This is a genomic window from Chloroflexota bacterium (assembly GCA_020850535.1).
Classification (GTDB): Bacteria; Chloroflexota; UBA6077; order UBA6077; family JACCZL01; genus JADZEM01.
In genome coordinates this window covers 21,940-40,233 of the sequence record JADZEM010000094.1, presented here as the reverse complement: position 1 = coordinate 40,233, position 18,294 = coordinate 21,940, and the positions used below count along the sequence as shown (strand labels likewise).

Sequence of the window (18,294 nt, the reverse complement as noted above, 5' to 3'; positions counted from 1 at the left end):
CAGCGTGGGGGCACGCATCGCTCATGAGTCACTGACCACTGACCGCTGACTCAGCCCTTCACCGCCCCGGCCGTCAGCCCGGCCACGTAGTACTCGACGAAGAACGAGTAGATCAGCGCGACCGGCACCGACCCGAGCAGCGCCCCGGCCATCAGCGACCCCCAGAAGAACACGTCCCCGCGGATCAGCTCGCTGACCACGCCGACCGGCAGCGTCTTCATCGGGGTGGTCGTGATGAAGACCAGCGCGTAGATGAACTCGTTCCACGAGAGCGTGAAAGCGAAGATGCCGGCCGAGAGGATGCCCGGCATCGCCAGCGGCAGCACGATCTCGATCAGCGCGCGGATGCGCCCCGAGCCGTCGATCAGCGCGCTCTCCTCCAACTCGCGCGGGATGCTCTTGAAGTATCCCATCAGGAGCGCCGTGCAGAACGGGATCAGGAAGGTCGGGTAGGTCAGGATCAGCGCCCAGTAGGTATCGCCGATGTTCAGCGATTTGATCACGTCGAACATCGGGATGAAGAGCAGCGTCTGGGGCACCAGGTAGCTGACGAAGATCGCCACGCCCAGGAACCCGGCCGCCTTGAAGCGCAGCCGCGCCAGGGCGTAGCCGGCCAGAATCCCGAAGACCAGTGAGATCGCCGTGGACACCGCCGCGATGAACAAGGTGTTCATCAGCCAGCGGAAGTACATGGTGTTCGTGAACAGGTACTTGTAGTGGTCGAGGGTCGGGTTGAAGACCCAGAACGGGAAGATCCGCAGGTTGTACAGCTCGTTGTTCGGCTTCAGGGACGCGATGAACATCCAGTAGAAGGGGAACAACGTCAGAACGATGAAGGCCATCAGCGGAACCCAGAAGGTGAAGATCCGCTTGACCGGGCTGGACCGGTCCACCCCAACGCCGTGCGAGCTGACCTGATGCGCGACCGCGTTCATAGCCCCTGCTCCCGCCGCTGGTACCACAGCGTCACGACGACCAGCGCCGCCATGAACGGGAACATCCACAACGAGATCGCCGCGCCCATACTCAGCTCGCCCGCCGACATCCCGATCTGGTACGCCAGCGTGGCCAGCAGGTGGGTGCTGTTGGTCGGGCCGCCGCGCGTCAGGACGTAGACCAGCTGGAAGTCCGCGAACGTCCAGATGATCGAGAACAGCGTGACGATGGTCAGCACCGGCATGATCAGCGGCAGGGTGACGTGTTTGAAGCGGGCCCAGGCGCCCGCGCCGTCGATGGCCGCCGCCTCGTAGAGATCCTGCGAGATCGTCTGCAGGCCGGCCAGCAGCGAGATCGCGAAGAACGGCGTCCCGCGCCAGATGTTGACGGCGATCACCGACCCCATCGCGAGGGTCGGGTCACCCAGGAAGGGAATGTTGCGCTGGATCAGCCCCATGTTGCGGAGCATCCAGGAGATGATCCCGTAGGTCGAGTCGAAGATCCAGAGCCAGGCCAGTGTCGAGAGGGCCGTGGGGATGATCCAGGGCAGCAGCAGGCCGGCCCGGACCAGGTTCTTGAAGCGGAAATGCTGGTTCATCAGCAGGGCCAGGGCCATGCCCAGCACCAGTTTCCAGACGGTGGTGATGGCGGTGTAGACGAACGTGTTCTTCAGCGTCTGCTGGAAGATGCCATTCTGGGCGTTGACGATGAAGTTGTCCAGGCCCACGAACTTCCCTGGGACGCCGATCTTCGCGTCGGAGAGGCTGTACCAGATCCCCAGGAAGAACGGATAGGCGATGAAGACGGCGAGGATGATGATGGCCGGCGCCATCAGGATCAGCCCGAGGCTGCCCTCACGCTCGAGGAGATCGCCGAAACGGCTCGGCACTTGCCGCTGGACCGCCACGCGTCTCGTGACCTGGGTGCTCATCGCCGTACCTCCACCCATCCCCGCAGCGCATGCGGCTCCCGGACGACCCGTGCAGGCCGACAATCCTGCCGGCAATCGGAGTGGGCACAGAGTGCGCCCCGAACGTGAGCTGTCGGCATCATTGCCTCCAAGAGCGTGCCCCGGTGCGGCAGGCCGCCATGGCCAGGGGGGCGTCGTCCGGCGAATCTGGCGCAGAGCATACGAACGAGCCGGGACGGTGTCAAGAATGACGATGGCTCGATTCAGGATTCAGTATAGCCCTCGGCTCAGCCTGTCCTGACCATCGTGGCATGCGCCCGTGACTGCACCGTTTCAGCCAGTCAGCTCACACGCGCTGACGAGTCAGGCGCCCGGAACTGTGCCCAACTTCCGGTGTGTGTGCGGAGTAGGCCGGTTCGGCTCGCGATTGTGTAAAGCTGGTCCAAACTCCTTGATTGACAGGCGTATAATGGCGCCCGCTGAACCTCTCCAACGGAGTCGATGCATCGCCCATGCCTGGAGATCGCGCGCAGAGCGGAGTCGCGGAGCAGCCGTCTCCGTTCGAGTTGATTCAGCAGAAGGCCGCGGCGCTCGAGGCGGTGGTTGAGTCCCTCGGCGACGGCCTGCTGGTCGTCAGCGACGCGGGCGAAATCGTTGAAGCAAACGCCGCGGCGGTGCGTCTGCTGGGATGCCGCGAGAAGGGCGACCTGCGTGGGCCGCTGACCGACGTGTTGGCTCGCCTGACGCGGCCGAACGGCGCGGCGTTCAGCGTGGACGATCTCGGCTTCTGGCGCACGATCCGCCAGGGGCACGTCGAGCGGGCCACCTGCCTGCTCCGCTCCCAGTTTGGCGGCCCGTGCTCCATCGAGACCGTCACGGGCGTGGTCCGCGCCGACGATGGAACGGTCCTTGGCGCGTCCATCGTCGCACGGGACGTGAGCGCCCAGTGGCGGCGCGAGCGCGATCTGCTGCTGATCGCGTCGGTCGCAGACGGGCTGGTCTCGGCCACGGACGTGCCGGGCGCGCTCGGCGGGCTGGCCGACCGGGTGGTGCAGGATCTGGCGGACTGGTGCGCCATCTTCCACGTCGATGGGCCGCTGGACACGCCGACGGAGTCGCTGCGGCTTGGCGCGATGCGTCACCGTGACGGTCGGCGCATCCCTGGCCTGGGCGACCTCCTCGCCCGGGCAAAGGTCCGTGTCAGCGATGGGTTCGTGGGCGCGGCGATGCGCGCTGGCTCGCCGCTGCTGCTGCCCGACCTGACCAGGGAGGCGGTCCTGCGGTACGCTGGCCAGGGCGTCGAGGCCCAGCTCGCCAGCCGCCTGGAGCTGCGCTCGCTGGTGGTGGCCCCGTTGCGCGGAGCGGACGGTCCGATTGGCGCGATCTGTATCGGTTGGACCGATGGCCGCCACCGCGCCGACGAGCAGGACGCCCTGTTGCTGGGTGAGCTTGCGCGCCGCACGGCCATGACGTTGGAGCAAACGCACTTCCAGCAGTCGATCGAGCAGAACCTTCTGCGGCTCGATCGCGCCCTTCAGCGGCTCGAGCAGGTGCTCGACTCGATGGGGGCCGGGCTGATGGTGTTCGGTGGCGACGGACGTGCGGCGCTGATCAACGCGACGGCGCGCGGCATGATCGGGCTGACCGACGACGGGCTTGGCCTGTCGCTGCCCGAGCTGATGGCGGGGAGCGAGGAGCACCTGGAAGATACGCGCCAGCTCGACGATCTCCTCGCGCAGACCGACGATCCGTCGTTCGAGGCGCGTGGGGAGCTGCGGCTCCACGCGCCGTCGCCCATCGACGTCGAATGGATCGCCTCGCCGGTGCGCGACGACGAGGGCCAGCTACTCGGGCAGGTGATCGTCTGGCTGGACGTGACGCACATCCGGGCGGCGGAGCGGGTCAAGGATGACCTGGCCGGCGACCTCAGCGACGCGCTGCGCTCACCGTTGCAGGCGATCTCGACCAACGCCGTCTCGGCGCTCCGACGGGGCCGGCGCACCGGCGGCGATGGAACGCTCCTGCACAGCCTTGAGGTGATCCTCCGCAACGCGCGGCAGGTCTCCATGCACGTCAACGATCTGGTTGACGCCGCCCGCTTCGACGCCACGAACCTCAGCCTCGACCTCGCGGATGTCGATGTGCGGGCCGTCATCGAGCAGGCGGTGGACGAGGCCCGCGCGATGACGACCGTCCATCGGTTCCGCCTGGACGTGCCGCCGGCGGTCCCGACGCCGCGCTGGGATCAGCACCGCGTGCGGCAGGCGATCCTCCACATCCTGACGAACGCCATCAAGTACTCGCCTGACGGCGGTCAGGTGACGATCAAGGTGCGAGCGCAGGTGGAAGGCGTGATCGTCAGTATCCGCGACCGTGGACTCGGCATCCCGCCGGAGGAGCAAGAGCGGGTGTTCGCGCGGTTCTACCGCCTCTCGGGAGATGCCGTGCGGCGCAAGATCCGTGGCAACGGACTGGGGCTGTACCTCGTGCGGGGCGTCGTCGAGGCGCACGAGGGCACGATCTGGCTGGACTCGACCGGCCTGCCCGGAGAGGGCACCACGGTCAACCTGCTGCTGCCCTGGCAGCCCGGACAGCAGCAACCCGGCTGACAGCGGCGCGCGGCCGAGCCGCGAACCGCCCCGCGCCTGCCGCGCGGCAGGCGCGGGGCGGCGTCCACGAGGGCCGGCTGACCCAGGCCGCGACTGGCTGCCGGGGCTGCGCGGCCGGCTCGCCGAAACCCCACGCGCATGCTTCCTCTCCTCTCCACGGGGGGCATCTGACGGGGGGCCTCTGATCGTCCGAACGATTCAGGTGTCAGGCGGGTGCAACGGGTGACGAAAGGCGGGCGGCCAGCGCTTCGAACGCGGCGATCTGCGCGTCGGGATGCCGGCCGACGATATTGAGATCCCAGATGACCTCCGCGACGCCAGCCTCGGCGGCGCGCTGCAAGTCGTCCACGACAGACGGCTCGGTCCAGGCTGTGGGCGGCGTCTCGTGCTGGGCGTCGGCGAGCATCGGGCCGGCCCGCAGGACGATCGGACCGGCGCCGCCGGCCTCGTGGTACCAGCCGATGTGCTCCAGGGTGCTGTCCCAATCGCGGTGGGCGACCACCACGCCGTCGCCGAGGCGGGCGGCCCGCGCGATGGCCGGCTTCGTGACGCCGCCGATGAAGACCGGTAGCGGGCCGTTCCGGGGCTTCGGCCCGATTCTCGACCTGGGGATCGGGTAGAACGGCCCCTCGTGCAGGACTGGGTTTGGACCCCAGCACGCCCGCAGTGCCGCCAGGTGATCCTCGAAACGACGGCCACGCTCGGCGACTGGCACGCCCGTCGCCGCGTACTCCTCCGGCATCCAGCCCGCCGCGATGCCGACATCAACCCGGCTGCTGGACAGGTGGTCGAGGGTGGCGAGCCGCCGTGCCAGCACCACGGGCGGCTGGAACAGCGAGATCAGGATGCTGGTGCCGAGCCGGATGCGCGTCGTGTGGGCGGCGACCCAGGTCAGCACTTCGAGGGAATCGTAGGACGCATACTCCGGGAGGCCGTAGGGGTTGCTCCAGCCGTCCGGGGTCGGGAGCAGCAGGCGCTCGGCGTTCGAGACGCTGTGGAAGCCGAGACGCTCGGCGGCCGTCGCAACCTTGACGATGGCCTCAGGGCTGGCGTGCGGCCCGACGATGGGCAGGCCGACGCCGACGCGCGGGAATGGCATGGGGCGGCTCCTTCGGGGGCGATCCGGGCGCTCATGGGGTGATCCGGCCGCTCATGGCGTGATCCGGCCGCTCATGGGGCGATCCGGGCGCGAAGGCTCGGGGCGGCGGCGTCAGGCGGAGACAGGCTGGCGCTCCAGGAACGCGCCGAGGGCGTTCAGCAGCAGGCCAGTGCCGTGCTCGCGCTCCTCCGGGTGGTCCCAGCCATCCAGGAACGCGCCCTGCTCCGTGAACGTCAGCTTCGTGCCCTTGCCGACGGGCTTCAGATCGACGGTGGCCAGCGAGACCGAGATCCTGGTCTCGTCCAGGTGCAGGTCGTAGGCGAAGACGATCCGCTCGTTGGGGACGATGTCGTAGTAGCGGGCGTCGAAGGCGTGGACCGGGCCGCCCTTCGGGCCGCCCCGGCTGGTCTCGCGTCCGCCCACCCGGAAGTCCAGCTCCGGCTCATCCCGGTCCCATTCCGCCGGCCCCCCGAACCATTGGAACTTGAGGGTTGGGTCCGCGAACGCCGAGAAGACCCGGGCCGGCGAGGCCGGGTAGGTCCGCTCGATGACGAACGTGGCATGCGTGACGGTGCGCGCGGTCATGGTGTACTCCCGGAGTCTGATTCTTCTGGCGGCAGCCGCGCGAGCAACTGGCCCAGCCGGTCGAAGCGCTGCTCCCAGCTGCGCCGTCGCTCGTCGATCCATTGCTCGACCATCGAGAGCGCCGCCGTCTCCAGCCGGCAGGTGCGGACCCGCCCGACCTTCGCCGAGGTGACAAGGCCGCTGGCTTCGAGGATCTGGAGGTGCTGCATGACGGCCGGCAACGAGACCGGCAGGGGCGCGGCCAGTTGGCTGACGGAGGCCGGCCCCCGGCTGAGCCGCTCGACCATCGCGCGGCGGGTGGGATCCGCCAGAGCCTGGAAGACGCCGTCGAGCGACCCCTGATAGTTAAGCATAAACTTAAGTATCATGCTGGCCGCCTCCCCGTCAAGCCGTCTCGGGCCGCCGGGCATCACAGTCTGGTGATGCCATCCGGTGGCGCCGTGCCTGCCCAGGCGCGACAATCCCACCCCACCGGTCTCGATTCTCCACGCACCGGGAGCGCCGCCGTTGCCATCATCTGCCGCCTCCGCGCCGCCACCTGTCCTGACCGCCCGCAGCCTGCTGATGGTCAACCTGGCGGTCGCCCTGTTCGGGCTGGCCGGCGTCCTGGGGCAGTTGACGGGGCTGCCGTCGCCGCTGGTGACGTTGGGGCGAGCGCTCTCGGGTGCGCTGGCCCTGCTGCTGTTCGGTCTCTGGCGCGGGGCCGATCTGCGATTGCCCGGCTGGGTCCTCCTGCTGCTCGGCGGGCAGGGGCTGCTCCTGGCCGTCCACTGGACCGCGTTCTTTCAGTCCATCGCCGTGGCGGGCGTCGCCGTCGGCCTGCTGACGTTCGCGACGTTCCCGCTGTTTACCGCGCCGCTGGAGTGGCTGCTGCTGCGTTCGCATCCGGACCGGCTCCAGCTTGGCGGTGCGCTCGGCATCGTCCTGGGGGTCTGGGTGCTGGTCCCGGACCCCTCATTGCAGGACGCATCCACCCGGGGCGTCGCCTGGGGGCTGATCGGCGCGGCGACCTTCGCGCTGCTGGCGGTGCTGAATCGGTGGACGCAGCGGCTGGCCTCCAGCCTGACGGCGAGCCTCTATCAGAACGGCGTGGCGGCGCTGGTGCTGCTGCCGCTGCTGGCCGCTGCGCCGGTGGAGTCGCTGCTCCAGCCGCGCACGCTGGGGTTGCTGCTGGTGCTGGGAGTCGGGTGTACGGCGGTCGCGCATACGCTGTTCATCGCCGGTCTGCGCCGGATGACAGCCCAGCTCGCGAGCCTGCTGGCCGGGCTGGAGCCGGTCTGGGGCATCCTGCTGGCGGTGCTGATGCTGGACGAGTGGCCGACGAGCCGGGCGCTGCTCGGCGGCACGATCATCGTCGCCTCGACGATGCTCCCGGTCGCCCTGGCGTACTGGCGGCCGGCTCGCGCTGCCCCCTGAGCGCGGGTGGCCGGCCGCGCTGCTGCCCGCCCTGGCTACCGAATGCCGTTGGCCACGCCGTCGTAGAACGGGTCGTCGGGGCTGATTGGCAGATCGACAGGCCGCTTGAGGATGGCCGAGCTGTAGAGGCCGGCCAGCACCTCCAGCGCTCGCCTCCCCTCCGCGCCGCCCGTCAGCGAGGGCTGGCCAGTCTGGATGGCCGTCAGGAAGTCGCCCACCTGCGGCGCCATGCTCCAGGCCGGCGGCAGCAGGTTCGGGCCGGGGTTGCGGTACGCGTCGGTCTCGGGCCTCTTCGCTCGCCACGTCTCGGGGAGGGCGGGGGCTTCGTGTTCGAGATAGTCGGCCAGCCGTGCGTTCGTCTCGGGGTTCACCGAGTAGGCGGACCATGGGTACGCCTGCACGGCCCCGTGTTCGCCGGCGATCTCGATCTGGCTGCGCTCTAGCTGCTGACTGACGGTCGCGCAGAACTCCATGAACGTGCCGTCCTCGAAGGTGACCACCGCAAGGGCCGTGTCCTCGATGGGGACCGTTCCGGCCGGGGCCTTCAGGCGCGGGACGGGATGCACGAACGTGTCGATCTTGCCGAAGACCTGCACCGGCCGCTTCCCGAGGATCCAGAGCAACTGATCCAGGATGTGGATGCCCTGGCCGGTCGCCGCGCCGCCGCCCTCACGCTCCCAGGTGCCGCGCCACCAGAGCTCGTAGTAGCCGGGCGGACGGTACCACTGGCCGTCGGCCTTGGCAAAGAAGACCTTCCCGAGCAGCCCTGACTGGACGAGCGCCCGCATCCGCTGCTGTTCCGGCGCGAAGCGCCCCTGCGAGACCGTCGAGAGGATGCGCCGGGCGGTGGCGGCGGCTCCGATCATCTCGTCGGCTTCGCGCAGGCTGACGGCGAGCGGCTTCTCGCAGAGGACGTGCTTGCCAGCCTCCAGCGCCGACAGCGTGACCGGGCAGTGCAGGAACGGCGGCGTGGTGACGATGACGGCGTCGACGTCGGGATCGGCGATCAGGTCCGTCCACTCGGTGTAGGTGGCCGGGACGGTCTCGCGGTGCTGACGGTATGCAGACGCGAGCGCGGCGTCATCCGCCGACTCGGCCAGCCCCAGCTCGGCCTGCTCTCCGATGTAGGTGGCGGTGGCCTCGATGCTCTCCTGCGAGCGGCTGGCCAGCGCCGTGATGCGGGTGTCCGGCGCGAAGTGCAGCAACGCGCGGATGTGGTTCCGCGCAATGGTCCCGCAGCCAACCAGCCCGACGCGGATCGGCCGCCCGCTGATGCGGTCCGTGGTCTGTTCCGCCTGCACCATCGCAGCAGCCTCCCAGGTGTGTCAAAGGTCTCGGCTGGCGGGATCATACCGGGTGGATCGTGGGTCGTGGGTCATGGGTCGTGGGTCGTGGGTCGTGGGTCGTGGGTCGTGGGTCGTGGGTCGTGGAAGTATGCCTGCTGATGCGCGCCGCGGCGTCGTAGCAAATACGAAACTCACCCTTGTCATCCTGAGCGCAGCGAAGGACCTCACCCGCTGACGCGAGCGTTGACGGTCAGCGGGTGACGCGAGTGTTGACGGTCAGCGGGTGACGCGAGTGTTGACGGTCAGCGGGTGACGCGAGTGTTGACGGTCAGCGGGTGACACGAACGTTGACGGTCAGCGGGTGAGGTCCTTCGCTGCGCTCAGGATGACAAGGGCGAGTTGCACGCTTTCACTAACACCTACGACCTACGACCCACGACCCTGGTATAGTCATCGCGTGACAGAACAGCCCCCTGCATCGCCCACTCGTGTCCCGACCTCGGCTGACGGCGAGTTCACTCCGGCCGAGCTGATCCCCAGGCGGCAGCCTGGCGAACCGCATCCGTACATGCTGGAGCGGAACCCGCCGAACCTCTGGATGCTCGTCTTCATGACCGTCGGCTCGCTGGTGACGGCGGCGGTCGTGCTGGCGCTGACGGTGCTACTCTAGCCTCCGCGCGCCGCTGCGCTCGCGCGCAAGCCCTTGCCCGGAGAGTTACCGATGACCCGTTCGCGTGCCGCCGTCCTTGACGGCACGGGCAGTCCCCGCCTCTCGGTCCGCGAGTTCGATGTGCCGGCGCTCGGCCCCGCCGGCGAGCTGGTGCTGCGGACCGTCCTCTGCGGCGTCTGCGGCTCCGACTTCCACCGCTACAGCTGGGGTACGGCCGGCCCCTGCATCCTCGGCCATGAGATCCTGGCGCGCGTCGAGCAGGTCGCGCCCGGCTGGGCCGCTGCCGACGGCTCGCCGCTGCACGTCGGCGACCTCGTCGTGCCGGAGACGCGCATCCCCTGCCACAGCTGCCAGTACTGCCGGGGCGTCGGCTCGCGGGCCTCGAAGCTGATCGACTATGCGATCTGCCCGCGGCAGCGCGGCCTGGGCGGCATCCCGCTGGACGAGATGCCGCTGCTCTCGGGCGGCTGGTCCGACTTCGTCGAGCTGCCGCACGGCGCGATCGTGCACCACATCCCGCCAGAGGTCAACCCGACCGTCGCCGTCCTCCTGGAGCCGTTCTCCATCGGCATGAAGGCGACACGCACGGCGGACATCCGCCCAGACGACATCGTCGTCATTCTCGGTCCTGGACCCATCGGCCTGTTCGCGACGGTCGCTGCCCACGAGGCCGGCGCGCGGAAGATCGTGCTGGCCGGCCGCGACGGCGACCAGATGCGGCTGGCGCTCGGGCGTGAGCTTGGGGCGCACCAGACGCTGCTGCTGGGCGACGGAGACCCTGCCGAACAACTGCGCTCGATCAATCGCGGCCAGTTGGCGACGCGCGTCATCGAGGCGACGGGCGCGTCTGGCGCGTTCGAGATCGGCGTGCAACTGCTGGGGCGTGGCGGCGTCCTGACGACGGTCGGCGGCCACCGCCCGGGCACGAAGATGACGATCGACCCGGCCGATCTCGTCTGGAAGCAGCTCGACATCCGGGGCAGCGCGCTTGGTGCGAACAGCTACGAGAGCTGCATCTCCGTGCTGGCGAAGGGCGCCTATCCCTTCGAGAAGCTGGTGACGCACCGCTTCGGGCTGCCAGACATCGAACTGGCGCTCCAGACGTTCGGGCAGCGCGGCGACTGCATCAAGCCGGTGATCGTCTTCGACTGAATGGACGGGCGCTTGTGGCTCCGCGGCCACGCCGCTCTGTCCTTTCGAGTGCGATCGGGCACAGCCAATCCGCCATCCCGCCGCCATACGTATACGAGCGGTCCGGACAAAGATGTCCGCAACGCACATCCTGGAGGAGGGTGAATGGCCTGGAACGTTCAGAGGACGGACGCCACCGCGGGTATGACGGCGGAGACTATGACCATCGCCGGGGGTGGTGGCGACCCGATTCACGCCTTCATCGCGCAGCCAAAAGGCCCCGGACCGTTCCCCGGCGTGGTGATCGTCCATCACGCTCCTGGTTTCGACGAGTGGACGCGTGAGTTCGCGCGGCGGTTTGCCGACCACGGATTCCTGACCGTGGCCCCGAATCTGTACGAGCGATTCGGGCACGGATTGCCGGACGAGGTGGCGGCCGTCGGGCGCACTCAGGTCACCGACGACTCCGTGGTTGCGGACGCCGAGGCGGCGCTCAACTGGATCAAGGCCCAACCGACCAGCAACGGCAAGGTTGGGGTGATCGGCCCGTGCTCGGGTGGGCGGAACGCCGTGCTGGTGGCCTCCCGCGTCCCGGCGTTCGATGCCGTCGTAGATCTGTGGGGTGGCGGCGTCACCGCCGATCCCACGCCCCAACGGCCGGTCCGCGTGATCGACATGACGCCGCAACTCACAGCGCCGCTGCTCGGCCTCTTCGGGAACGACGACCAGGGTCCGAGTCCGGCCCAGGTGGATCAGCACGAAGCAGCGTTGAAGGAGCACGGCAAGACGTACCAGTTCCACCGCTACGATGGAGCCGGCCACGGATTCTTCTACTGGCATGCCCCGAGCTATCGGCAGCAGCAGGCGATGGACGGCTGGGACAAGGTCGTGGCCTGGTTCACGCAGCACCTGAGCTGAACCGTCCTACGGTGGAACGCTGACTCAGGCCGGCCCGGGGCCGGCCTGAGCATCCGCCCTCCTGCACCGCTCGTTCCCGAGCGAGCGCGTCAGGTGCGCGAACTGGTGCGCTCGTAGGGGTCCAGGGCCGGAACATCCCAGGCGGCATAGAAGGCAGAGACGTGCTCGCGCAGGAGGGCCACCCGCGCGGCGGCCTCCTCCGGGAACGGCGTCGTGCCCAGTTGCGCCGCGAACTCGGCGGTCACGGCGTCCACGTCGAAGCGCGTCGGGCGGCCATCCTGCAGCACGACCTCTCCGCCGATCAGGACCGTCCGCACGTCGCGGGCCTGCGCTCGGAGCACCAGCAAGGCGCGCGGGTCGGCCTCCGGGGCGATCCACGGCCAGGACAGCCGTTCCAGGTTCACGAGTACGATGTCGGCCTGGTAGCCGGGGGCCAGCCGGCCAAGCTGCCCGGCTTTTCCGAGCAGGGCCGCGCCACCGGTCGTGGCGAGGTGCAGGGCCTCGCGGGGTGCGAGCGTCGGCGCGCCGATGACGGGGCCGCGCTGGAGCCACGTCGCCACGCGCATCTCGCGGAAGATGTCGTCATCGTCGTCGAAGCCGTGGCCGTCCAGCCCCAGCCCGACCGTCCCGCCGGCCGCCAGCAGTGCCCGCGACGGCGCGATGCCGGCCCGCAGCCGAAGATTTGAGCTGGGGTTGTGGCTGATCGACGTGCCCGTGCGCGCCAGGATCTCGATGTCCGCCTCGGTGAGCCAGACGGCGTGCGCCAGCGAGCAGCGCGGCCCGAGCACGCCGATCCGCTCCAGGTGGCTGACCACCGACTCGCCGTAGGTGCGGGGGCCGTACAGCTTCTCGTACAGCGACTCGGCGACGTGGGTCTGGATGCCCGTCCGGTGGGCGCTCGCCCGCTCCGCGATCCGCAGCAGGAAGTCGTCCGTCACCCAGTTGGGGCCGGGCGGCCCATACCAGACGTCGATGCGCGGGTGATCGGCGTACTCCGCGTGCAGTTCTTCGACCAGGGCCAGGAAGCCGTCCGGCTGGAGAGCATCGGGGCCGGGCAGGAACATCTCAGCGGCGGCGCGGGCCTCCGCTGGCAGGCTCGCCAGGAAAGCTGCTGTCTCGTCTGGGCCGCTGGCGCTGACCAGCGGGTTCTGATCGGCCACGCCGGGCGCGAAGGCGACGCGGATGCCGGCCTCGCCGAACCCGCGCAAGGCCTGCCGCACGCGGGCGACGGCGGCCTCGGCCGTCCCCCGGCACTGGTGCATCTCGACCACGCTGGTCACCCCCGAGCGGAGCAACCGTGCTGAGGTCAGGAGCACGTCCAGGTATGGATCGGTCGGGCGCATGCGCCGCAGTTCGAGCAGCCATGGCTCCAGCACGTCGTCTGGGATGCCCTGCTGGATGTGTGAGACCCCGGCCGCGTGGTGGTGGGCGCTGACCATGCCCGGCAGCACGGCCACCCGCTCCGAGCCGAGGACGGGGGCATCCGGATGGTCGCGGCGCAGGTCGGCCCACGCCCCCAGGGTCACGATCTGGCCGTCCTGCACCAGCACCGCTGCATCGGTCAGGGTGGCGTCGTCAGGGGCGGCGCCGGTGACCACCCAGCGACCACGCACCAGCAGGGAGGCATCGGATGGCATCGTCATGGTGGCATTGTCCCAGGGTGGCGCGGGCCGGGCAACTGTTGACTGCCGGCTCTGGTATCCTCCCGCACCCCTGATCTCCCGCACTGCCACGACCGGAGGTTGAACGCCATGCAGGCGACTGAGCAGATCGCACGGACCGTCGAACGGATGGACCCAGGGCGGGCCGTCGTGGCGAGCCTGCTGGCGCACGGCGTCGATACCGTGTTCGGGCTGGACGGCTCGCACGTCATCCAGGTCTTCGACGCCCTGGCCGACGCCCCCAGCATCGCGCCGCTGACCTTCAAGCACGAGAACAACGCGTCCATCGCCGCCGAGACCTACGGCCGGCTGACGGGCAGGCCGGGCGTCGTGCTGGTGACGGCCGGCCCGGGCGCGACCAACTCCTTGTCGGGCATCGGCGGAGCGTACGCGGCTGGCGCGCCGATCGTTCACATCTCTGGCGGCGTGCCAGCGGGAGCGCCCCACGAGGCGTTTCATGGCGTCGATACCGCCGATTTCCTCCAGAGCGCCTTCGCTGGCGTGACCAAGTGGTCCGTGCGGATCGAGGACGCCTCCGAGATCCCGGCCGCGCTGGCGAAGGCGTTCGCGATCGCCGTCAGCGGGCGGCCGGGCCCGACGCACATCGAGATCGCCGAGAGCGCCTTGAACGTCAAGGAGATCGAAGTCGAGCAGGCGGCGCTGGTGAGCGGCCCGACGTCGATCTATGACATGGGCGACGGCGCGGACGGCCTGCCGAGCCTGGACGGCGTCGTCAAGCAGATCGACGGCGCGCAGAAGGTGGTCATCGTGGCCGGCAAGGGAGCGATGTTCCAGCCGGTCAGCGAGGGGCTGGTGAGGCTGGCCGAGCGGCTCGGCGCGCCGGTCTGCCACACCTGGGACGGCCACGGCGCGATGCCGACGGTCCATCCGCTCTCGGTGGCGGTCTGGTGGGGGCCGGCCCGCAGCCACCAGACGGCGCTGCAACTGGTGGACGAGGCCGACCTCGTCATCGGTGTGGGCGTGCGGGCCGGGACCGAGATGGGGGCCGGGCTGCTGGGCGGCACGGCCCCGTGCCTGCTGCTCGACGCCTCGGACGATCCGACCCCGACCTGGGGGCCGGCCCTCGGCTCGGTCGGGCAGCTGGTGGCGGCGCTGGACCGACTCGCGACGACGTGCGCCCCGCGCGAGACGGCCCAGGCGACGCTCGATCTCTGCGCGAAGGCCCGTGAGCTGCAGCAGCGCGGCCTCGACATCGAGCTGGACCGCTACAAGGACGCCCGCCCCTGGCACATCGGCGCGGCGCTCGACGCGTTGGCGAAGCGGATGACGCCGGACACGTTCGTCATCAGCGACGTCAGCAACGTCAAGCTCTGGACGCCCCTCCAGGCGCCGGTCTGGGGGCCGGAGTCGCACTTCCAGTCGGGCTCGTGGGGGGCGATGGGGTACGCGCTGCCGAGCGTGCTGGCGGCGGCGCGGCTGCGGCCGGGCAAGAAGATCGTCGGGGTCTGCGGCGACACCTCGTTCCTGATGGCCTCGTCCGACTTCCTGACGATCTGCGAGCAGCGGCTGCCGGTCGTGATCGGCGTCCACCACGATCAGCGCATCGGCATGATCGACAACATGCACACGAAGGCGTACGGTCGAGCGTACGCCAGCGAGATCGGGCGGGTGGACTTCGTGAAGTACGCCGAGGCGTTTGGTGCGACGGGCATCCGCGTCGAGGACCCGGCCGACATCGGGGCTGCCTGGGACGCGGCGCTGGCGGCCGACGGGCCGGTCATCATCGAGTTCCGGGCCGGCCACGACTTCCCGTGGCCGTGGCCGGTCTCGCGGCTGGTGCAGCAGGCCCTGGACGCGTAGCGCACGGTTGGACCCCGAACAGACGAGTCTGGCACGCGACTCCCGGGCTCGTCCGCTTTGCTGGCGGCCGGCACCATGAGAAGTGCATTAATTCTGGTCGAATGATGGTGGCCTGACGCCGCATGCGGTTGGCTTACGTCAGGATGCTGCCGTACAATCGCGCGACTTCCAAGGTGAGGACCGTATGCTGCCATTCGATCTGGCCGATCTGATCAAGGCCGTAGGCTACGTCGGACTGTTCGCCATCGTATTCGCCGAGTCGGGGCTGTTCTTCGGCTTCTTCCTCCCGGGCGACAGTCTGCTGTTCACGGCTGGGTCGGTCGCGGCGCGGTTCCCCGACCTGCTGAACGTCTGGGTGATGCTGGTGCTCCTGAGCGTCGCTGCCATCACGGGGGACAGCGTCGGCTACTGGTCCGGCGAGAAGTTCGGCCGACGCCTCTTCACCAACGAGGAGTCGTTCTGGCGGAACCCGAAGCGCCTCGACTCCGCCGCCGCCTTCTACGAGAAGCATGGCGGCAAGGCCATCGTGCTGGCCCGCTTCATCCCCGCCGTCCGCACGTTCGTGCCGATTGCCGCCGGCATGGCGCGGATGAGCTACCGCAAGTTTCTGATGTGGAACGTCCTGGGCGGCATCGGCTGGGTGACGAGCATGACGCTCGGCGGCTACTACCTGACCGAGGTCATCCAGACTCGGCTCGGGCTGGCCGAGAAGGACATCGACAAGATCCTGCTGCCGGTCATCTTCCTGATCATCATCGTCTCGGCGATGCCGGCCGTCTGGCACATGTACTCCGAGAACCGCGAGTTGATCCACCGCGAGGTTGGCCGCCGCCTGGGCCGCGCCCCGAGCACGTCGTCCCCGTCGTAGTCCGGTCGCGCCTCTGCTATCCTGCTGTCACGATGCGCCGACTCTCGATCACCGTCGATCTGGCCGGCCCCGCTGCTGCGCGTGACCGCACCCTGGCCTACGTCCAGGCCGCCGACGCGGCCGGCGTCGAGACCGTCTTCGTCTCGGAGGCCTGGGGCCGCGAGGCGTTCGGACAGCTCGCGCAGCTTGCCGCCCGCACCGAGCGCGTGACCCTCGGGACGTCTATCGTCAACGTCTTCTCGCGGACGCCGGCCGCCCTGGCCCAGCACTTCGCGACGCTGGACGAGCTGTCGAACGGGCGGGCCATCGTCGGGCTGGGGACCAGCGGCAAGCTCGTGATCGAGGAGTTCCACGGCATCCCGTTCGTCAAGCCGGCCGCCCGCCTGCGCGAGACGATCCAGATCATCCGCCTGCTGCTGGCCGGCGAGCCGCTGCGCTTTCAGGGCGAGGTCTTCCAGTTTGCGCGCGGGTTCACCCTGCGCTTCACGCCCGTCCGGCCCAGCATCCCCGTCTATCTCGCCTCATTCCGGCCGGCCGGCCTCAAGATCGTGGCCGAGCACGGCGACGGCTGGCTCCCGATGATGATCCCGCTGGACCGCCTGGCCGAGCAGGTGCAGCGGGTCCGCACGATGACCGCCGAGGCCGGGCGTGACCCTGCCGCGCTGGTGGTCAAGTCGCCGGGCGCGGTCATCGTCACGCACGACGTGCCGGCCGCCCGGCGGGCGTACAAGCAGCACCTGGCGTACTACGTCGCCCGGATGGGGGTCTACTACTACACCCAGTTGGCCGAGATGGGGCGTGGCGCAGAGGTCGAAGCGATTCGGGCTGCCTGGGAGGCCGGCGGCTCGGCTGGCGGCGCGGCGGCCGTCTCCGACGATCTGCTCGCACAGTTCGCCGTCGTCGTCACGCCAGCGCAGCTGGGCGACGCCGTCGCACGGCTGACGCAGCAGCAGGCGGCCGGGGTCAACCTGCACCAGATCACCCTGAGCGGCGTCGCCGATGCGCGGGAGCAGCAGCGGATCCTGGAGCATCTCGTCGTCGGCGGATGACGAGCCGACAGCTCACAGGTGTCAGCAGTCAGCCGCTGACGCCTGACCGCTCGCGGCTTGCCTCGCAACTCCTGGACCGGTCGCTCGTTACCCGATCCGCAACCACCTGCGTATTGAGGAACGTCGCGCCTATCAGTATCATAGGCGCGGCTGCTGGCGTCAGCGCGGAGCCGGGCTGCGCGGGCCGTTTCCACCGCCGTTTGCGGCGGGGCCGTATCGAGTCTACCTCCCGGGGAGGAGCCGCATGAGTACTTCGAATCGTCGCCAGCGCCGGAGCACCCCTCCGCGCGCGTTTGGACCGCTTGTCGCGCTGTTGGCGATGGCGCTTGCCGTCTTCCTGACCGTCGAGCCGGCGCTCGCGGCGATGACCACGCCGTCGACAGGCACGACGGTGAATCAGGCCCCGCTGGGGACGCCTGGTAACCCGCTCAAGATGGCGTTCGTGCCATCCACCGACTCGCAGAAGGTGCTCGCGAGCGGCCAGCCGCTGGCCGACATGCTCTCGCAGCAGACCGGCCTCTCGTTCAGCGTCTCGGTCCCGACCTCGTACGCGGCGGTCATCGAGGCGATGGGCGCGAACAACGTGGACATCGGCTGGCTGGCCCCGTTCGCCTACGTGCTGGCGAAGGACAAGTTCAACAGCCGCGTGATCCTCGCCAGCGTGCGCGGCGGCAGCAAGACGTACACCGGCCAGATCATCGCGCACGTGGACAGCGAGATCAACAGCGTTGCCGACCTGCCAGGCAAGAAGTTCGCGTTTGTGGACCCAGGCTCAGCCTCGGGTTTCCTCTACCCGAACGCGCTCCTCGCCACCAACGGCATCGACTACAAGACCGCCTTCTCGGAGACGGTCTTCGCGGGCGGCCATGACAAGGTCGTGATCGCCGTCTACAACAAGCAGGTGGACGCCGGCGCGACCTTCGGGGACAGCGTCGAAGGCGTTCAGACCGATGCCCGCACCAACGTCGTCAGCACCCTTCCCGATGTGATGGAGAAGGTCAAGGTCATCGGCAAGACCCCGCCGATCCCGAACGACACCGTGTCGGTGCGCGCGGGCCTGCCGTACGAGCTGGTGCTCCAGGTGCAGGATGGCCTGCTGGCCGTCGCCGCCACGGAGGATGGCAAGAAGCTGCTGTCCGAGCTGTACCGCATCAACGGCCTGGCGCCGGCCGTGGACAGCGAGTACGACTCGGTCCGCAGCGCCGCCAGCGTGCTCGGCCTGAACCTCGAGCAGGAGCTCGCGCCGCGCTAGGTTGGCACACCGTACAATAGAAGCGCGCCCGTAACCGGCTGGGTTGCGGGCGCCTTTCTCTATCAACCGTCGGGGTTGTGCTG

The 18,294-nt window shown here is 69.3% G+C and carries 16 protein-coding genes; 9 read left to right on the top strand and 7 right to left on the bottom strand.

Annotated elements, in window-relative coordinates; translation table 11 throughout:
- Positions 1-50 precede the first annotated feature (50 nt).
- Both IT306_13525 and IT306_13520 read right to left on the bottom strand, forming a co-directional pair.
- Positions 51-935, bottom strand: coding sequence for a carbohydrate ABC transporter permease (locus IT306_13525; protein MCC7369442.1), 885 nt, complete (start codon positions 933-935; stop codon positions 51-53).
- Positions 932-1,867, bottom strand: coding sequence for a sugar ABC transporter permease (locus tag IT306_13520; protein ID MCC7369441.1), 936 nt, complete (start codon positions 1,865-1,867; stop codon positions 932-934). The genes IT306_13525 and IT306_13520 overlap by 4 nt, the downstream gene beginning before the upstream one ends.
- Before the next feature lie 491 nt (positions 1,868-2,358).
- Between IT306_13520 and IT306_13515 the strand changes: the two genes are divergently transcribed.
- The gene (locus IT306_13515) at positions 2,359-4,455 is read left to right on the top strand and encodes a PAS domain S-box protein (GenBank protein MCC7369440.1); all 2,097 of its coding nucleotides are present in this window, start codon (positions 2,359-2,361) and stop codon (positions 4,453-4,455) included.
- Positions 4,456-4,660: 205 nt separating this feature from the next.
- On the opposite strand, the gene IT306_13510 is transcribed toward IT306_13515, so the two are convergent.
- The 3 genes from IT306_13510 to IT306_13500 all read right to left on the bottom strand — a co-directional run bounded on the left by IT306_13510 (position 4,661) and on the right by IT306_13500 (position 6,492).
- On the bottom strand, positions 4,661-5,554 hold the full coding sequence (locus tag IT306_13510; protein ID MCC7369439.1) for a TIGR03619 family F420-dependent LLM class oxidoreductase: 894 nt from the start codon (positions 5,552-5,554) through the stop codon (positions 4,661-4,663).
- Positions 5,555-5,665: 111 nt separating this feature from the next.
- Positions 5,666-6,139: an SRPBCC family protein gene (locus IT306_13505; protein ID MCC7369438.1), complete on the bottom strand. Its 474-nt coding sequence runs from the start codon at positions 6,137-6,139 to the stop codon at positions 5,666-5,668.
- A complete protein-coding gene (locus IT306_13500; GenBank protein ID MCC7369437.1) occupies positions 6,136-6,492 on the bottom strand; it encodes a helix-turn-helix transcriptional regulator in 357 nt (118 codons plus the stop codon). The genes IT306_13505 and IT306_13500 overlap by 4 nt, the downstream gene beginning before the upstream one ends.
- Before the next feature lie 154 nt (positions 6,493-6,646).
- Between IT306_13500 and IT306_13495 the strand changes: the two genes are divergently transcribed.
- Complete coding sequence (locus tag IT306_13495; GenBank protein ID MCC7369436.1) at positions 6,647-7,555, top strand: DMT family transporter; 909 nt, start codon at positions 6,647-6,649, stop codon at positions 7,553-7,555.
- A 35-nt stretch (positions 7,556-7,590) separates the two neighbouring features.
- Here the strand turns inward: IT306_13495 and IT306_13490 are convergent, their stop codons facing one another.
- Entirely contained in the window at positions 7,591-8,859 is a 1,269-nt protein-coding gene (locus IT306_13490) for a Gfo/Idh/MocA family oxidoreductase (GenBank protein MCC7369435.1), read from the bottom strand.
- A gap of 439 nt (positions 8,860-9,298) precedes the next feature.
- On the opposite strand from IT306_13490, the gene IT306_13485 reads away from it, so the two are divergent.
- From IT306_13485 to IT306_13475, 3 genes are all read left to right on the top strand, one after another.
- Positions 9,299-9,511 carry a hypothetical protein gene (locus IT306_13485; protein MCC7369434.1) on the top strand — a complete coding sequence of 71 codons (213 nt, stop codon included), beginning with the start codon at positions 9,299-9,301 and terminating at the stop codon, positions 9,509-9,511.
- A 51-nt stretch (positions 9,512-9,562) separates the two neighbouring features.
- A complete protein-coding gene (locus IT306_13480; protein ID MCC7369433.1) occupies positions 9,563-10,663 on the top strand; it encodes an alcohol dehydrogenase catalytic domain-containing protein in 1,101 nt (366 codons plus the stop codon).
- 144 nt (positions 10,664-10,807) lie between these two features.
- Complete coding sequence (locus IT306_13475) at positions 10,808-11,560, top strand: dienelactone hydrolase family protein (GenBank protein MCC7369432.1); 753 nt, start codon at positions 10,808-10,810, stop codon at positions 11,558-11,560.
- An 89-nt stretch (positions 11,561-11,649) separates the two neighbouring features.
- Here the strand turns inward: IT306_13475 and IT306_13470 are convergent, their stop codons facing one another.
- Positions 11,650-13,197 (bottom strand): amidohydrolase family protein, encoded by a 1,548-nt coding sequence (locus IT306_13470; GenBank protein ID MCC7369431.1) that lies wholly within the window; start codon positions 13,195-13,197, stop codon positions 11,650-11,652.
- A gap of 114 nt (positions 13,198-13,311) precedes the next feature.
- Between IT306_13470 and IT306_13465 the strand changes: the two genes are divergently transcribed.
- From IT306_13465 to IT306_13450, 4 genes are all read left to right on the top strand, one after another.
- Positions 13,312-15,042, top strand: a complete 1,731-nt coding sequence (locus IT306_13465; GenBank protein ID MCC7369430.1) for a thiamine pyrophosphate-binding protein — start codon at positions 13,312-13,314, stop codon at positions 15,040-15,042.
- A gap of 187 nt (positions 15,043-15,229) precedes the next feature.
- Positions 15,230-15,910, top strand: a complete 681-nt coding sequence (locus tag IT306_13460) for a VTT domain-containing protein (GenBank protein MCC7369429.1) — start codon at positions 15,230-15,232, stop codon at positions 15,908-15,910.
- A gap of 32 nt (positions 15,911-15,942) precedes the next feature.
- Positions 15,943-16,959 carry an LLM class flavin-dependent oxidoreductase gene (locus IT306_13455; GenBank protein MCC7369428.1) on the top strand — a complete coding sequence of 339 codons (1,017 nt, stop codon included), beginning with the start codon at positions 15,943-15,945 and terminating at the stop codon, positions 16,957-16,959.
- A gap of 244 nt (positions 16,960-17,203) precedes the next feature.
- Positions 17,204-18,211 (top strand): phosphate/phosphite/phosphonate ABC transporter substrate-binding protein, encoded by a 1,008-nt coding sequence (locus tag IT306_13450; GenBank protein MCC7369427.1) that lies wholly within the window; start codon positions 17,204-17,206, stop codon positions 18,209-18,211.
- Positions 18,212-18,294: the final 83 nt, after the last annotated feature.

Excerpts from the sequence above, each read along its gene's own strand:
- IT306_13510 (MCC7369439.1), bottom strand. The coding sequence starts at position 5,554 with ATGCCATTCCCGCGCGTCGGCGTCGGCCTGCCCATCGTCGGGCCGCAC.
- IT306_13490 (MCC7369435.1), bottom strand. The coding sequence starts at position 8,859 with ATGGTGCAGGCGGAACAGACCACGGACCGCATCAGCGGGCGGCCGATC.
- IT306_13465 (MCC7369430.1), top strand. The coding sequence starts at position 13,312 with ATGCAGGCGACTGAGCAGATCGCACGGACCGTCGAACGGATGGACCCA.
- IT306_13520 (MCC7369441.1), bottom strand. The coding sequence starts at position 1,867 with ATGAGCACCCAGGTCACGAGACGCGTGGCGGTCCAGCGGCAAGTGCCG.
- IT306_13525 (MCC7369442.1), bottom strand. The coding sequence starts at position 935 with ATGAACGCGGTCGCGCATCAGGTCAGCTCGCACGGCGTTGGGGTGGAC.
- IT306_13515 (MCC7369440.1), top strand. The coding sequence starts at position 2,359 with ATGCCTGGAGATCGCGCGCAGAGCGGAGTCGCGGAGCAGCCGTCTCCG.
- IT306_13505 (MCC7369438.1), bottom strand. The coding sequence starts at position 6,139 with ATGACCGCGCGCACCGTCACGCATGCCACGTTCGTCATCGAGCGGACC.
- IT306_13450 (MCC7369427.1), top strand. The coding sequence starts at position 17,204 with ATGAGTACTTCGAATCGTCGCCAGCGCCGGAGCACCCCTCCGCGCGCG.
- IT306_13470 (MCC7369431.1), bottom strand. The coding sequence starts at position 13,197 with ATGCCATCCGATGCCTCCCTGCTGGTGCGTGGTCGCTGGGTGGTCACC.
- IT306_13455 (MCC7369428.1), top strand. The coding sequence starts at position 15,943 with ATGCGCCGACTCTCGATCACCGTCGATCTGGCCGGCCCCGCTGCTGCG.
- IT306_13480 (MCC7369433.1), top strand. The coding sequence starts at position 9,563 with ATGACCCGTTCGCGTGCCGCCGTCCTTGACGGCACGGGCAGTCCCCGC.
- IT306_13475 (MCC7369432.1), top strand. The coding sequence starts at position 10,808 with ATGGCCTGGAACGTTCAGAGGACGGACGCCACCGCGGGTATGACGGCG.
- IT306_13500 (MCC7369437.1), bottom strand. The coding sequence starts at position 6,492 with ATGCTTAACTATCAGGGGTCGCTCGACGGCGTCTTCCAGGCTCTGGCG.